The following is a 14,660-nucleotide window of genomic DNA, read 5'->3' as shown; positions in this document are numbered from 1 at the left end:
CAATACTATTTAAAAAGACATGAAAAAATACACAAATACAGGTAATAAAGATACACGTTCTGGTTTTGGAGCCGGATTAACCGAACTGGGCAAGACTAACGAAAATGTGGTTGCACTTTGTGCCGACCTTATCGGGTCACTTAAAATGGAGGATTTTAAAGCTAACCACCCTGAGCGTTTCTTTCAGGTAGGTATTGCTGAAGCTAACATGATTGGTATGGCTGCCGGTATGACTATTGGTGGTAAAATTCCTTTTACAGGAACATTTGCTAACTTTTCTACAGGAAGGGTTTATGATCAAATCCGTCAATCCGTTGCTTATTCAGACAAGAACGTAAAAATATGTGCTTCTCACGCAGGTCTTACACTTGGTGAAGATGGCGCAACACACCAGATATTAGAAGATATAGGTTTGATGAAAATGCTTCCGGGCATGACAGTAATCAACACTTGTGATTATAACCAGACAAAAGCAGCTACAATTGCTATTGCAAAACACCACGGACCGGTTTACTTACGTTTCGGACGTCCGTCTGTTCCAAACTTCACTGCCGAAAACGGTGAGGATTTTGTTATTGGTAAAGCAGCGCTTCTTAGCGAAGGTACAGATGTAACTATTGTTGCTACAGGCCACCTTGTATGGGAAGCTTTAGTTGCTGCAGAAGCACTAGAGGCTAAAGGTATCTCTGCAGAGGTTATAAACATACACACTATAAAACCACTTGATGAAGAGGCTATCCTTAAATCAGTTGGTAAAACAGGATGTATTGTTACTGCTGAAGAGCATAACATTTTGGGCGGACTTGGAGAAAGTATTGCTCGTGTACTTGCTTTAAACACACCTGCACCACAGGAGTTTGTAGCAGTAAACGACAGCTTTGGAGAATCTGGAACTCCGGCTCAATTAATGGACAAATACAAACTTAACAACCAGGCTATTGTAGAAGCTGTTGAGAAAGTTGTAAAAAGAAAATAATCCTTTCTTTTATATATCTAAGAAATCCCGCTCAATGAGCGGGATTTTTTTGTTTATTTAAAATTCACAACCATAAAACAAAATCTTAAAAAAATCATAATCATAGTACTTATACTACATTTTGTCGAAATAAGAGTATCGTTAGTCGATTTTAACAGACTCATAATTAATCAAATAAGTATTTTGGGGCATCAACCATTAAATTTTATTAATTATGCGTAAATTATTATTATCGGCGCTTTTTATACCCGCGCTACTTTTAAGCTGTTCTACAGATCCTGAAAACACGGTAACCAAAACAGAAGCTTCTTCTAAAGATGCAACACCTAAATCGCTATGCGTACCAATATCTGGCGAAAATGGCATTAATGCTACCGCCATAGGCGCTAAGAGAAGACTTTTTATTACCTGGAACAAAAATCTGGAGCAAAATCCTTCCCGATTCTATGAATCCCAAATAGAAGTTACTAATATTAATTGTCTTGGCGGTACGCCTCAATTAATAGAAACTTACCCTATTGATCTATTCAACACAAACTCACATGCGCTTCATCAACTTTCCGGTACGTGCTTTGACTGGAGAATCGTTGTAAAAGGCTATAAGCTTAGTGTGGACGACCAAATTCCGGTTTGCACAACACAAACACCATGGACAAATTATACTCCATAACAATGGCTTAAAAAACAAAAATCCCAATCTTACGATTGGGATCTTTTATGTTTAAACTATTTTATTTATTGGATTTCGGCGCAGGAAAACAGCCTTTGTCTAAATGCAATGGTAAACCACCAACCGAACAAATAGGTATATTAGCAAATTCATATAACACTGCCGGTACCGGAGGATTAGAACCTACACCTGTATTAGGCATAGTAATTTCAGTTCTTGTAAGGTATCCATCACCATCATCATCTGTATCTAAATAGTTTGGAGTTCCATCACCATCAGTATCATAATCCTGAAGATCTACTCCCTCAATAGTTTCATCTTTATTAAGTATACCATCGCCATCAATGTCTGTATACGTTACATCATATAACTTAAATGTAAATATCATGGTAGCATAAGCAGGTACTAAATTACTAGGCGGCTTATTGTAGTAAGCAAGTCCTGATGGCACAAACATAACACCGGCACCAAAATCAGCAAACTCAACAGGCTCACCGGGAACATCTGTAAAAGTACCCGATTTAAACAAAGGCATTAACTCCGGGAAGCCTTTTACCACATAAGCCGTTAATGAATTAGATTCATCAGGAAAAGGCTGATACTCAAACTGAGTACCATTTAACAGCAAACCTCTTAAAGAAACAATAATATTATCTGCTCTTGTAGGCCTTTTGTTTACACCTTCACGAAAAGAAATATAATACAATGTATATTCTACATTTTTACTGGCATCTTTTTCGTTTTTAACTAAAACTTTTTTATTTTTTAATGGATATTCAGTCTGATCCCATATTGAAGTCTTAGAACCATCTGCCGGCAATTGACCAAATGTAGCATCCATGGTAACTGGATCAACTGTAATATAATTATTTTTAAGATATTTCTCTATTGTATCTTTCTCTGAAGAATATTGAATTCCATAGTCCCTAGGCGGCACAACCTTAACATCATCGTCGTTTTTACATGAAGCAAAAAACACTATTATTGAAAGAAGGCCAAAAACCTTTAAAAATCTATTCATTTTAATTTTATTTAATGGGCGCAAGATACAATTTTCATTTATTTTTGTATTGGTAATAACAACGATTTTTAAGAATTAGTATGAGGATTGACAAATATTTATGGTGCGTACGCTACTATAAAACCCGCAGCATTGCCACACAGGCATGCCAAAAAGGACACATTACCGTAAACGGTCAACAGGCAAAACCATCACGTGAAGTTTTTCCAACAGATAAGATAACTGTGCGCCGTGATCAGATTAAGTATATGATTACTGTTTTAGATATTCCTGCAAACCGTGTGGGTCCTAAGCTTGTAGATATTTATCGTAAAGATGAAACACCGCAGGAGTCTTTTGAACATTTAGAACTGCTTAAACTTTCTAAGGCCCATTACCGCACTACCGGCACAGGACGACCTACTAAAAAAGACCGCCGTGACCTTGATGATTACGGACTGGATATTGAGGAAGACAATAAGGATACCGAATAAAACCCGCACGCAAACAACTCTTTTTTTATCTTTGAACAAAATAATATAATACCGCATAATGAAAAATATAATCCTTACACAGCAGGAAATAGACCATAAAACAAGACGTATTGCTTATCAGATATATGAAACTTTCCCAGATGAAAGCGAAGTAGTACTGGCTGGCATTGCTTCTAATGGTTATCTTTTTGCTCAAAAGCTGGCTGCAGAGCTGGAAAGGATATCTGATATTAAAGTAACACTATGTGAAGTAAAAATAAATAAATCCAAGCCTTTATATCCTGTATACACTTCATTGAAACCCGAAGAATATGCTAATAAAAGCCTTGTATTAATCGATGATGTACTTAGCAGCGGCACTACCCTTATATATGGCGTAAAGCATTTTCTTGAAGTACCACTTAAAAAATTCAAGACTGCAGTACTTGTTGATCGAAACCACAAGCAATACCCTGTTAAAGCTGATTTTAAAGGTTTATCCCTTTCTACATCACTTGGAGAGAATATCCAGGTCATTTTAAATGAGAAAGAGCAGTACGCTTATTTAGATTAAAACAAACTCATAATTTCGTTAGTAATAGCCTCTGGTGTTTTTCCATCGGTGGCTACTACATGCTTTGCCTGATGGTAGTAATAACTACGGTCAAACAAATGTTTTGCCACAAACTCCTCCATCTCTTCTTCTTTAAGAGTTTCCAGTAATGGGCGTAGTCCCGGCTGTGTCTTTATACGCTTTATAAGCTCACCTATGCTGGCTTTAAGATAAACAGATACTACATCATCCCTTTTTAAAACTTCGTGGTTATTAGCATAGCTGGGTGTGCCACCGCCTAAACTCAAAATAAAGCTGTCTGAATCATTAACTACCTCGTTAAGGCAATCATGTTCCAGCTTTCTAAATTTAATCTCCCCATCCTCTTCAAACAACTGAGATATGGTTTTACCGACCTTTTGTTCTATAACCTCATCGAGATCCATATAGGTAAGTCCGGTAGTTTTTGCAAGCAAACGGGCAATTGTTGTTTTACCAGACCCCATATAACCGCAAAGTATAAGTTTTTTCATGATGCAATTTTAATTACTTTTTTATTATGTAGCACATACTAATGTAAAATAATAGCTCAATAAAAGATAACCTAAAATTTATATTAAAAATAATACCCCAATAAAACCTTATAAATTAAGGCGTTAAAAAAAATATTTAAAAAAAGTAAAATTTCTGCCCGAAACGCTTTGAATAACCAATAAAACATGCGTATATTTGCACCCGCATTCAGGGAATGAATTTTTACTGACTCGATAGCTCAGCTGGTAGAGCACATCACTTTTAATGATGGGGTCCTGGGTTCGAATCCCAGTCGGGTCACAAATTTACATATACATTCCCTGATAGCTACGACTCGATAGCTCAGCTGGTAGAGCACATCACTTTTAATGATGGGGTCCTGGGTTCGAATCCCAGTCGGGTCACAAAAAGTTAAGCCGCTTCACGCCAAGCTTAACTTTTTTTTATTTTAAAGACTATCTGGCCACGTGGAGAAACTGGTAGACTTGCCATCTTGAGGGGGTGGTGCTGAAAGGCGTATGGGTTCGAATCCCATCGTGGTCACAAATTGATACATGCATTCCCAAAATAACGACGACTCGATAGCTCAGCTGGTAGAGCACATCACTTTTAATGATGGGGTCCTGGGTTCGAATCCCAGTCGGGTCACAAAAAGTTAAGCCGCTTCACGCCAAGCTTAATTTTTAGATTACAGAGTATTGGCCTCGTGGCGCAACTGAATAGCGCATCTGATTACGGCTCAGAAGGTTACTGGTTTGAATCCAGTCGAGGTCACAAGTTTACATACGCATTTTATAATGCAAGACTCGATAGCTCAGCTGGTAGAGCACATCACTTTTAATGATGGGGTCCTGGGTTCGAATCCCAGTCGGGTCACAAAACCGACAAGATATACGAAACTATATTTTGTCGGTTTTTTTATTTAAAACTAATTACAAGACTCTAAACCTGGTTCGAATCCCATCGTGGTCCACAAAATACGAATTCATCTGAATTTGTATGGTAACAAAACTTTCATCGCATTCGCATACCCAGATAGCGACAAGACCCACCGAGGTTAAGGCTGCAAGCTCCAGAGTCATTGATTACTTCTTTAGCATATACAAAGAGATCCTACGTGGATTACTGAAACACAAAAATTCAGCGTTTTTATAAATACATAAAGGCTATGAGCGCGACGAAATGGAAACTTTCAAAAACCAGTATATACAATACATCACTACTTACAAAGCGAAATTATTGTTCAAGGTTTTTAAAGAAAAAAAGTAATTTAATATCCTTCCAGGGTATCAGTTGTGTATTTATGCTGAGTCTTCTGAAAAGCCCAAAATCCTAAAGCATACTACTAAAACTGTTTTTTAATCAGGTCTTCGTAGAAAGTAAAAACTGGCCTGTATGTTTCGTTAAACTTTTGCAACTGACTTTTATTAAGTATCTGAAATCCGTAATCGTCGGCAAACGTTACTTTTATATGGTCTGTATCCTTCATCACCACAATCCTGAAGGGTAATGTAAAAGGGTCTATATTCAGCCATCCGCCCAGTGCTGCATCTTCGTTTTTGCCCGAATAGGCAATAATACCGTCCTCTACACCATCAATTATCCTGAATTTTTTTTGATCCAGTAATTGCTTAATTTTTAGAAGAGCACCATCATTAAGCGATCTGTCAAGGTCAAGGTCAAACTCATAATTAGCCTTGCCTGGCTTTAGCTCTAAAATATTGTTTTTGCCTTTTTGACTATGACGCCTTGCCTTGCCTCTCATAATGAAAATCACCTAGATCAATACAACAAGCGCAACTATTATAACATATAGGAAAATACTTTTCATATTAAGCTTTTATTTGGCATAAAATTAACAAAATTTTTCTTAGTTTAAAAAGGATGTACTTACATTCAATTAAAAGTATTCTTGCTTTCAAATGCTGGACTATAGAGTGGCTGAAATTATAGAATGTAAGAAAACATTCATATAAGTCTAATTTGCTTTATATTGTTCTTTTATTCCATCTAATATTTTTTGCAGCTTATACAAATTTGGACTTTGAAAGCCGTATTTAGAAAACAAAAATCTTGGCTCTTTTTTTACTTTCTCATCCGGAAGGTAATTCCAATGAGGAGGTGGATTCTTAGAGGCATCCAAAGTTTCGTTTAAAGAAATCAGCATTTTATTATCTTTATAGATATAAATAAATAAGTCAACCTGTCTGATTCTTGGTTTAACATTTTGTAAGTATGTCCAATAGTATTCATATCTGAATGGATAATTAATTGTGACCTTGCTTTCTTTCGTTTGTATTTCTAAATCAATCTGCTTATCACCCTTTCTAAGCAATTTAACTGTTGATTTACTGGATCTGTGTCCTTTGATTCCAATGATTAAGAATAATGATAGAAGTAATGAAGGTAAAGCCCAATATAGTATCAAATTGCTTTTATATTCATTCATCATTAAAAAAAGAAAAAGACTTACAGTTCCAAGTGTACCTGCAACTAAGGCAAGAGCACTAGAATTATTCTCATTAGCAGAAAAATTTGCACTAAAGTATTCGTTACCCTGTAGGGAATTTTGAGCGAACTCAATATTTGATAAATAGTTTCCAAAAACTTTGCTTTCAAAACTTTGGATAGATTCTTCTTCTAATTTTTTGTCTTCAACCTCATCATTTTTGTCCTGCTCGATAGCTTGTTCGTATAAATTTCTTTTTTTCAATATTTCAATTATTGCATCCTGAGCCTCCTGAACATATTGATCTCGATTTCTATATATTTCCAAAACCTTTTTATTAGATTCAAGATTTAACCTTTCGTAATACTCATTATTCATAATTCACTTTTTAAAATACTGCGTTATTTACACACTAGATATTGTAAGAATAAAATTAATAAAACAATTTTATATGCACAAGTAGAAATTTTTAAAGTATTTCAATACTTTAGCTACATTACATTTTATTATTTAAAATAATGATTCCATAGTTACAGGAATTTTTAGAGTAGATAGTAATAATGGAAGAATGGGAAAGATTTATCTTTGGTTTAAACAAAAAGAAGAATAAGCCTATTATCTTCCTGTATCATGCTATTTTCAAAAGATACGATACAACAAGAAATATTTTTACAACCCCGAAGTATTCTGCTATTAAGCGGAGAGGCAAGGTATAATTGGAAACATGGCATAAAGGCAATAAAAAATGATAAGTGGCTAAATACCAATATTCCCGAAAAAGACGAATATCTATAACTTTTAGAAAAATAAAAGGAGTAATGTAACATACAGAAAAGTGACAGCTCACTGTCCTTTCTCCCTCCTACCCCATTATGGTCACAAAAAAAGAGGCGCTGCCTCTTTTTTTTATAAATAATACACTATTATTATTTTTTTAATTTTCCGGCATATTTTATAAATGCAGTATGATAAACGGCATAGGCAGGTGAACCATACTTATCATTGGGTAACGTTTTTAAAAACTTATGGTTTTTGGCATAGGACAATTTTTTTAATTCTTTTTCTACAGGCGGAGTATAATCCGGATCAATATTTAATGTTTTCATATCACCAGAGATTAATCCGCTAAAAACAGGAGCCACCCTATCGCGCGGTGTTAATGGTCCATTTAAATCAAACTGGGCACATAACGTTGCTATTATAGAAGTATGATCAAAATACTGACCGGAAGGAGGTCTCAACACCGTTCCGCTTTTTATATATGGATTAATAAATATGGCCGGTACTCTTGGCCCATATTGATTATAATTAAAATTAGTTACCGTACCCGGAACAAATGGCGACATTGCAGCCGGTGGGGCAACATGATCAAACAATCCTCCATGCTCATCATAAGTAACAATCAACAGGGTTTTTGCAAACAGATCGGGATTATTAATTAATGCACCATAAATTTCGCTCAACATTGTTTCGCCATTAACAACATCAATAGGAGTATGACTATCAGGAAGAATACTTGCTGGACCGGGATGATTACTGTTTGGAGGAATTATTCCTTCAACAGAATTTTCCTGGTATCTTGGTTCAATAAAGCTATACATCGGTAAATTACCACTCGCTACATCAGAGAAAAAATCACCGTAAATGGACGGGAAGTCACTTTTATAGGCAAGGACATTCCCTCCTGTTTCGAATTTATTCCATCGGTCATCAACATAATCAAAAAGTGCAGAGATAGGGACCTCATCATCATAATAAACTTTCCAGTTTTTTTGAGGCCCTGGGTATCTTTCATCAAGTAACTGAAACACCGTTTTCCATTTCAGCTGTCCGTCAATTACAGGATAATGGGGATATTCATGATTATTTAGATAAGATACTCCCAAATTACTCCCCGGTGAACCGCTATGTGCAAATAAACGATTTGGCCACGTCTGAACCGGACCGGAACCAAAATAAGTATCACTCACTGCATACATTGAAGCTAAACGATGCGATACAGGCATATAGTCGGCGGTATAGTACTGCATAATCTGCTTTACGCTATCAATGGTTGGATTTTTCAAAACCGTTGCATAATTATCTGCAAAGCCGTCCATACTACCATTGTTAATCTGGCTCTCCATATCATTATGATCTTCTTGCGGATCAGGGAATGGCATTATCTGCGTACTGCTGTCATTACCCTGCCATGCGGAAATTTGTGTTGTTTTTCCGTTTAATGTATAGGGTACTGACCAGCCCGGAGGTACACCATTAAAGCGCGGACTAAATTGATACAATCCGCCTAATACATTATCGAAAGATCTGTTTTCAAACATTACAACAATCACATGTTCAATAGTCGGTAGTGGTTGTTGTGTCTGGGTAGTATTTTTGTTTTGTGTCATGATTTACAGCAAAAGAGTCGACAGCTAATTTATCGTTTTATCAAACAACTCGTAAGAGTAAAAATACCTGATTTACAAATGGGTATAATGTTACAGATAGATCCTTTTATACTCGAAACTTTCATTGTAAGAATTTAGTAGATCATGTATTCCCTAACAAAATTAATTATATTAATTAAGTAATCATTTGGGCAGCTTTTAAAACAAAACTATTCAATAAATCATCTGTATATATTGACCATTTCATTAACTAATTATAATTCAGCTTTTAATTCTTACAGAACAAGTATTATTTTAAGTAACTTCGTTAACTTATTAAAATAATTATCATCAATCAATTTACAAAAAATCATGAAAAACTTTTTAAGACTGACCTTAAGCGCTGTAATGCTTTTTACAATCATTAGCTGTGAGAAAAAATCAGGAACACCGGATCTTAACGGAACATGGGAACTAAGGCACGTAGCCGGTATTCAGGTTGCAGGAGTAGATCCTAATTTTAAACCGGGCAATGGTAATTTCTTTAAGTTCGAAGGCGAAAAATTCGAAAAATTCAACGACGGTAAAAAAGCAGACAGTGGTACTTTTGTAATTACTCCGGAAGATAATGTTCCTGTAAACAACAGTAAAGCAAACTATAGCATTTCTTTTAATAAAGGAGAGAAAAAGTATGTAAACTTATCTGATAAAAAACTAGTCATTTTTGATGGTGAGATTGCTGCCGACGGTACTGAATCTACCTTTGAGAAGCAATAACCGCTAGTAAACACATAACAAAAAGCCTGCAAAATAAACTTTGCAGGCTTTTTTAGCAATTTCCCCCTTATTATTAGACCAATCTAATTTCTTTTTGCAGCTGCTTCAAGAATAGCTGCGATTTCTTTAAAACCTCTATTTTTTGCGTGTGTTAACGCCGTTACCCCATCAAAATCTGGGATTGTGATATCACATCCGGCATCAACCAATATTTGTACGATTTCTGTATGTACCTTTCCTCCTGTTCCCAGAACAACAGCTTCCATTAATGCTGTCCACCCAAGATTATTAACATGGTTTATAGGAAAGTCTTTAGTTGAAGAAAGTAAACGAACAACTTCTACATGACCTTTCTCTGCGGCGGGTATTAAAGCACTGCCTCCATAACGGTTAAACACAGTAAAATCGGCTTCATTCGATAAATAAAGCTTAACCAACTCTAAATGACCACGCGCTCCTGCATATAAAAATGGACTGTCTTTTATACTGTCCTGAGTATTTACATTAGCTCCGGCTTCAACCAGAATCTTTGCCATTTCTAAAGCATTTTGATGTGTAGCGATTAATAGCAGCGTATGGTTTTCGGCATCCCTGCTTTCTACGCTTGCCCCTTCTTTCAATAATGTTTTAACGGTTTCTGTTTTGTTGGTTTTTACAGCTTCAACTATCATATCGTTTTTGTTGGTTTTATTGTTATTGTTCTTATCCTGAGCTTCGCAATCGGTAATCCCTAAAAGACTTACCATCAATAAAAATACTATTTTCATATTTAAGGATTATTTATCCTGATAAACCAGCTTACCGTTATGGTATAATGCTTTTATAGTAGATACACGTGCTACAACCTCTGCAGAACAGCTGGCATCAACAAGATTAAAGTCGGCTTTATCTCCCACTTTAGGCCATTGCTGTTTTCCATCATTATCTAATGCCAATACGCCATTTGTACCAATACCTAAACATCTTGACAGTTCCAACTCGGTAGAATAGCCATAAAGCTGCGCCATCAGGTTGGCTTTTTGAAGTATACTTCCTGTTCCAAACGGATTCCAGTGATCGATAACGCTGTCTGTTCCTGTCATAACATTTACACCGTGCTTTTGCAAGGTTGGTATAGGCATGATCAGTTTTCCAAAAGGAATGGTAGAGATCACCCCTATCTGTGCATTGGCCAATTCCTTCGAAGTTGCTTCAAGCTCTTTATCATCGAGCTTTCCTAAAATATAACAATGGCTTAAAAATGTCTTCCCTTTTAAAACCGGATTTTCATTTACCCTTTTCATAAGATACTGAATGGTGTCCATTCCGGTTTTACCGCTTTCATGCAAGTGGATATCGATCCCTCTGTTATGATCCAGTGCCAGCTGAATAGTAAAATCCAATGACTTTTCTATACTGCCATCAATCGAAAAAGGATCTAACCCGCCAATAAAGTCGATATCCATTTGAGCTGCCTCTTTCATCAGTTCTTTCGATTTAGAAAGTCCGTGCTGCGGAAAAGCAACGATCTCTGTATCAAAGCTGTCTTTTTTATTTTCGATAGCTTTATACAGGTTCTTTAATGTATTTAGTTTTGAAGTAGGTTCAATGTTATTGTGGCTTCTCGCAAAGTTGGAACCTTTGGATTGTAATAATTCTATAAGCTTTTCACCACGATAGGTCGATGTTTCCAGCATACCCGGCATTATTTTTTCTTCTAATGCGATCATATCTGTAACAGATCTTTGCCTTTTAGAGCATGCCTTCCAAGGTCCGCCATAGTAGGTTTTATCAAGGTGGATATGCATATCTTTCAAGGCAGGCATAAGCAGATATCCTTTAGCATCAATAGCAGCTGTATTGTTAGTATTAGGCTTAATCGCTTTTATTTTACCATTTTGCACTACTAAAGAAAACAACTCGGTTTTAGTGGCGGTTACTTCAAATTCATCCCTGATGAATCCGGTTTCTAACCTAACGTTTTTAAAGATAAGTTCATCCGTACTTTGTTGTGGTGCTTTATTAAGATCCGGGATATCTAAAATAGACTCCGGGATAATACTGGCCAATGCACCATATCCCACTACTCCGCCTGCCTGTTGGATAAACTTTCTCCTGCTTAAATCTTCTCTACTCATAGCTTTATTGTTTACTAAAAATACTGATACAAAGATAAAAGGCTGTAACAGCAGTAAACTTATAAAAACGATACTATAACTTGTAATTTTTATAACTAACTCCGAAATAACCGAGGTGACTCTCCCGTTTTGGCTTTAAAGAAGTTAGAAAAATAAGCCAGGTCATTAAATCCTAAATGATAGGCAATCTCTTTAATTGTCATTTCAGATATACGCAATAAACGTTTCGATTCCAGTAACACACGGTTTTGAATAATGGTATTAGCAGAAATCTTCGTGTATTTTCTACAGAGTATATTCAGGTAATTTGGCGTAATATTTAAATGTCCGGCATAAAAAGAAACCGACTTCTCCTGCTTGTAATAATCATCAACCAGTTTAATATAACGAACAATAATAGGATTCGATTTAAGCATATCCAAATCCTTGAACTCCTCTTCTATGTCCCGGACTGCCAATTGTACGATCAGCCTGCATCTGAGGTAAATAATATCCCAGTACAACTTCTCTTTTTCAAGCTCGGCATTAAGTTGTTTAAACTCGCTATCCAATAAACGATAAGACGTTTCGGTTAAAGACAAAACCGGATGGTTAAATTGGGGCATCGGAGAAAACTGCAGATAGTGTGCAAATGTTTCAAATACTTTTTTGCTGATCATCAATTGATAACCTTTAGTATCTTTTGCTAAACTCCATGCATGTACCTGCCCCGGCAGTAAAATATGAAGCTGGTAATTGCAAACAGGATAATCTACAAAATCAATACTATGAGTCCCATTGCTTTGCTCGATCAGGAAGAACAAATAAAAATCATGCTTATGCCCGGTTATCTGATGATTGCCATGTGTAACGTGATCCAACATAAAGATATCGGACAGTTCGTTGAATCTAAAATTCTCTAATTCTAATATGGGAAACTCCTGGTTCATTATATAACCTACAAGATATATAAATTTCTCATCATGGTATCTCTATTTAAATTTTACCTTTATTAAAATTTCACTGTAACAATTGCAGCATTCATAGAGTCTTTTAGTTATACTAAAAAACCCATTTTATACCTACATAATTATGGTTATCCTTAAAAAGCACTTTTATATTCTTTTATTAAGCATCTCTTTTTTAACGCAGGCACAGCAAACAAAAGATAGTATCGATATATTTCTGCAGCAAAAAATGCAGGAGTTACATATTCCGGGATTACAGCTGGCTGTTATCAAAAAGGGGCAAATTATAAAAACAGGAAACTATGGACTGGCAAATATTGAACATGATGTATCGGTAACAAATGAAAGTGTTTTTTCTATTAACTCTATAACCAAAGTATTTACTGGTATAGCCATTATGCAACTGGCCGAGGAAGGAAAGCTAAAAATTGACGATCCGTTATCACGCCATTTAGATAATTTACCTGCTGCATGGCAAAACCTAACTTTACAGCAACTATTAACCCATACCTCTGGGATTCCAAACATTATAGATGCTGCCGAACGTGTAGTAGGTAATGGAGATGAAGAATCAGCGTGGGAAATCGTTAAGACTCTTCCAATGGAATTTAAACCCGGAGAAAAATTCAGTTATAATCAATCCGGATATGTGCTTTTGGGACAAATAATATCCAAATTAAGCGGAATGCATTTTACAAAATTTATAGAAGAAAGACAGTTTAAGATTGTTGGTATGAAACAAACCTGTTTTGGAGATTCTTATGATATCATCCCTCATTATGCAGGTTCTTACACAACCATTAAAAACATAGATGGAAGATGGGTAAGCAGTAATGACCTTAAAAACACTTATGTTGGCTTTCCTGTTTTCTTCAGGACAGCAACAGGCATACTGTCTACCGCTACAGAAATGGCAAAATGGATTATAGCCGTTCAGGATGGCACCTTACTGAAACAAAAAGAAAGCCTAAACTTATTATGGACTCCGGCAATATTAAACAATGGTGGTGTTGGTGGTTCTAACAGCCTGACCAATGGTTATGCATTGGGATGGCCAACCGTTACAAGACACGAACATCCGGCAGTAGGTCCGCTAGGAGGCAGAAGGTCTGCTTTTTTCACTTACCTGAATGATGATCTATCTATTGTTGTACTGACCAATTTACAGGGATCTGACCCGGAATGGTTTATTGACAAAATTGCAGCATACTATATTCCTGACATGAAAGAATCCAATGGCTTTGGATTATCTGCTTCCGCTAAAAAGCTCAGAACCGAATTACTCAAAAAAGGGTATGATAAGGCTTCTGAAATAGCAGTAAAGCTAAAAAAGAAAGACGCCTCATTTAAGCTAACTGAAAATGAATTGAATGACTGGGGTTATAAATTACTAAGACAGGATAAAAAAGCAGAAGCATTCCATATTTTTAAACTCAATGTAAAACTATATCCACAAAGCGGAAATACATATGACAGCCTTGGAGAAGTGTATGAACTTATGGGTAACCGTAAAAGTGCCATAGAAAACTACAAACGTTCATTAGAATTAGACCCTCATAATACTAATGCTTCTAATATTCTTAAAAAGCTAGAGACAAAATAGAAGATATTAGTACCGTTAATAAAAAAAGCCTCTAAATCATTTGATTTAAAAGGCTTTTAGGATTTACAAAACGATTGCTCAATCACTACACACATAGAATGATTGACATCAAAATTTAACCGACTCGAATTCCGTTAAATTTGTATACAACCTCAAACTGAAATTCTGAAGAATACTGAATATGGAATAAGC

14 protein-coding genes and 6 tRNA genes are annotated in these 14,660 nt (G+C 35.9%); 12 read left to right on the top strand and 8 right to left on the bottom strand.

The features are described from left to right. Positions 1–19 precede the first annotated feature (19 nt). Together EPI11_RS05165 and EPI11_RS05160 are read left to right on the top strand one after the other, a co-directional pair. Entirely contained in the window at positions 20–976 is a 957-nt protein-coding gene (locus tag EPI11_RS05165; protein ID WP_128388870.1) for a transketolase family protein, read from the top strand. Positions 977–1,190: 214 nt separating this feature from the next. Continuing rightward, complete coding sequence (locus EPI11_RS05160; RefSeq protein ID WP_128388869.1) at positions 1,191–1,646, top strand: hypothetical protein; 456 nt, start codon at positions 1,191–1,193, stop codon at positions 1,644–1,646. 61 nt (positions 1,647–1,707) lie between these two features. On the opposite strand, the gene EPI11_RS05155 is transcribed toward EPI11_RS05160, so the two are convergent. Beyond that, positions 1,708–2,667, bottom strand: a complete 960-nt coding sequence (locus EPI11_RS05155; protein WP_128388868.1) for an FKBP-type peptidyl-prolyl cis-trans isomerase — start codon at positions 2,665–2,667, stop codon at positions 1,708–1,710. 80 nt (positions 2,668–2,747) lie between these two features. Between EPI11_RS05155 and EPI11_RS05150 the strand changes: the two genes are divergently transcribed. Continuing rightward, complete coding sequence (locus EPI11_RS05150; protein ID WP_128388867.1) at positions 2,748–3,140, top strand: RNA-binding S4 domain-containing protein; 393 nt, start codon at positions 2,748–2,750, stop codon at positions 3,138–3,140. A 55-nt stretch (positions 3,141–3,195) separates the two neighbouring features. Then, the gene (locus EPI11_RS05145; protein WP_128388866.1) at positions 3,196–3,693 is read left to right on the top strand and encodes a phosphoribosyltransferase family protein; all 498 of its coding nucleotides are present in this window, start codon (positions 3,196–3,198) and stop codon (positions 3,691–3,693) included. On the opposite strand, the gene EPI11_RS05140 is transcribed toward EPI11_RS05145, so the two are convergent. Then, positions 3,690–4,205 carry a shikimate kinase gene (locus EPI11_RS05140; RefSeq protein ID WP_128388865.1) on the bottom strand — a complete coding sequence of 172 codons (516 nt, stop codon included), beginning with the start codon at positions 4,203–4,205 and terminating at the stop codon, positions 3,690–3,692. The two genes, EPI11_RS05145 and EPI11_RS05140, sit on opposite strands and share 4 nt — an antisense overlap. A gap of 228 nt (positions 4,206–4,433) precedes the next feature. On the opposite strand from EPI11_RS05140, the gene EPI11_RS05135 reads away from it, so the two are divergent. The 6 genes from EPI11_RS05135 (at position 4,434) to EPI11_RS05110 (ending at position 5,082) form a co-directional block, all read left to right on the top strand. Next, positions 4,434–4,506, top strand: a tRNA-Lys gene (locus EPI11_RS05135). A gap of 31 nt (positions 4,507–4,537) precedes the next feature. Next, positions 4,538–4,610, top strand: a tRNA-Lys gene (locus EPI11_RS05130). Between the two features lie 57 nt (positions 4,611–4,667). Further along, positions 4,668–4,749: transfer RNA gene (locus EPI11_RS05125), tRNA-Leu, on the top strand. A gap of 32 nt (positions 4,750–4,781) precedes the next feature. After that, positions 4,782–4,854: transfer RNA gene (locus EPI11_RS05120), tRNA-Lys, on the top strand. Positions 4,855–4,906: 52 nt separating this feature from the next. After that, positions 4,907–4,980 (top strand) — tRNA-Arg (locus EPI11_RS05115). Positions 4,981–5,009: 29 nt separating this feature from the next. Next, positions 5,010–5,082 (top strand) — tRNA-Lys (locus tag EPI11_RS05110). A gap of 469 nt (positions 5,083–5,551) precedes the next feature. Here the strand turns inward: EPI11_RS05110 and EPI11_RS05105 are convergent. The 3 genes from EPI11_RS05105 to EPI11_RS05095 form a co-directional block, all read right to left on the bottom strand. Beyond that, positions 5,552–5,971 carry a hypothetical protein gene (locus EPI11_RS05105; protein WP_128388864.1) on the bottom strand — a complete coding sequence of 140 codons (420 nt, stop codon included), beginning with the start codon at positions 5,969–5,971 and terminating at the stop codon, positions 5,552–5,554. A gap of 213 nt (positions 5,972–6,184) precedes the next feature. Continuing rightward, positions 6,185–7,033, bottom strand: a complete 849-nt coding sequence (locus EPI11_RS05100) for a hypothetical protein (RefSeq protein ID WP_128388863.1) — start codon at positions 7,031–7,033, stop codon at positions 6,185–6,187. Positions 7,034–7,581: 548 nt separating this feature from the next. Then, complete coding sequence (locus EPI11_RS05095) at positions 7,582–9,045, bottom strand: phospholipase C (protein ID WP_128388862.1); 1,464 nt, start codon at positions 9,043–9,045, stop codon at positions 7,582–7,584. A 351-nt stretch (positions 9,046–9,396) separates the two neighbouring features. Here EPI11_RS05095 and EPI11_RS05090 point away from each other — a divergent pair, with 351 nt between their 5' ends. Continuing rightward, a complete protein-coding gene (locus tag EPI11_RS05090; RefSeq protein WP_128388861.1) occupies positions 9,397–9,801 on the top strand; it encodes a hypothetical protein in 405 nt (134 codons plus the stop codon). Between the two features lie 83 nt (positions 9,802–9,884). On the opposite strand, the gene EPI11_RS05085 is transcribed toward EPI11_RS05090, so the two are convergent. The 3 genes from EPI11_RS05085 to EPI11_RS05075 form a co-directional block, all read right to left on the bottom strand. Continuing rightward, positions 9,885–10,568: an ankyrin repeat domain-containing protein gene (locus EPI11_RS05085; RefSeq protein ID WP_128388860.1), complete on the bottom strand. Its 684-nt coding sequence runs from the start codon at positions 10,566–10,568 to the stop codon at positions 9,885–9,887. Between the two features lie 9 nt (positions 10,569–10,577). Next, on the bottom strand, positions 10,578–11,918 hold the full coding sequence (locus tag EPI11_RS05080) for an amidohydrolase (RefSeq protein WP_128388859.1): 1,341 nt from the start codon (positions 11,916–11,918) through the stop codon (positions 10,578–10,580). A gap of 95 nt (positions 11,919–12,013) precedes the next feature. Further along, entirely contained in the window at positions 12,014–12,847 is an 834-nt protein-coding gene (locus EPI11_RS05075; RefSeq protein WP_128388858.1) for a helix-turn-helix transcriptional regulator, read from the bottom strand. 142 nt (positions 12,848–12,989) lie between these two features. Between EPI11_RS05075 and EPI11_RS05070 the strand changes: the two genes are divergently transcribed. Next, entirely contained in the window at positions 12,990–14,468 is a 1,479-nt protein-coding gene (locus EPI11_RS05070; protein WP_128388857.1) for a serine hydrolase, read from the top strand. Positions 14,469–14,660 lie beyond the last annotated feature (192 nt).

The sequence above is a fragment of the Flavobacterium cerinum genome (assembly GCF_004028155.1).
In the GTDB taxonomy this organism is placed as follows: Bacteria; Bacteroidota; Bacteroidia; order Flavobacteriales; family Flavobacteriaceae; genus Flavobacterium; species Flavobacterium cerinum.
Note: the sequence above shows the minus strand (reverse complement) of the source record. Positions and strands in the feature narration are given on the sequence as shown.

Bases quoted from the DNA above. Each gene is read 5' to 3' on its own strand.
- EPI11_RS05165 (WP_128388870.1), top strand. From the start codon at position 20: ATGAAAAAATACACAAATACAGGTAATAAAGATACACGTTCTGGTTTT.
- EPI11_RS05100 (WP_128388863.1), bottom strand. From the start codon at position 7,033: ATGAATAATGAGTATTACGAAAGGTTAAATCTTGAATCTAATAAAAAG.
- EPI11_RS05085 (WP_128388860.1), bottom strand. From the start codon at position 10,568: ATGAAAATAGTATTTTTATTGATGGTAAGTCTTTTAGGGATTACCGAT.
- EPI11_RS05090 (WP_128388861.1), top strand. From the start codon at position 9,397: ATGAAAAACTTTTTAAGACTGACCTTAAGCGCTGTAATGCTTTTTACA.
- EPI11_RS05160 (WP_128388869.1), top strand. From the start codon at position 1,191: ATGCGTAAATTATTATTATCGGCGCTTTTTATACCCGCGCTACTTTTA.
- EPI11_RS05070 (WP_128388857.1), top strand. From the start codon at position 12,990: ATGGTTATCCTTAAAAAGCACTTTTATATTCTTTTATTAAGCATCTCT.
- EPI11_RS05095 (WP_128388862.1), bottom strand. From the start codon at position 9,045: ATGACACAAAACAAAAATACTACCCAGACACAACAACCACTACCGACT.
- EPI11_RS05105 (WP_128388864.1), bottom strand. From the start codon at position 5,971: ATGAGAGGCAAGGCAAGGCGTCATAGTCAAAAAGGCAAAAACAATATT.
- EPI11_RS05080 (WP_128388859.1), bottom strand. From the start codon at position 11,918: ATGAGTAGAGAAGATTTAAGCAGGAGAAAGTTTATCCAACAGGCAGGC.
- EPI11_RS05075 (WP_128388858.1), bottom strand. From the start codon at position 12,847: ATGAACCAGGAGTTTCCCATATTAGAATTAGAGAATTTTAGATTCAAC.
- EPI11_RS05150 (WP_128388867.1), top strand. From the start codon at position 2,748: ATGAGGATTGACAAATATTTATGGTGCGTACGCTACTATAAAACCCGC.
- EPI11_RS05140 (WP_128388865.1), bottom strand. From the start codon at position 4,205: ATGAAAAAACTTATACTTTGCGGTTATATGGGGTCTGGTAAAACAACA.
- EPI11_RS05155 (WP_128388868.1), bottom strand. From the start codon at position 2,667: ATGAATAGATTTTTAAAGGTTTTTGGCCTTCTTTCAATAATAGTGTTT.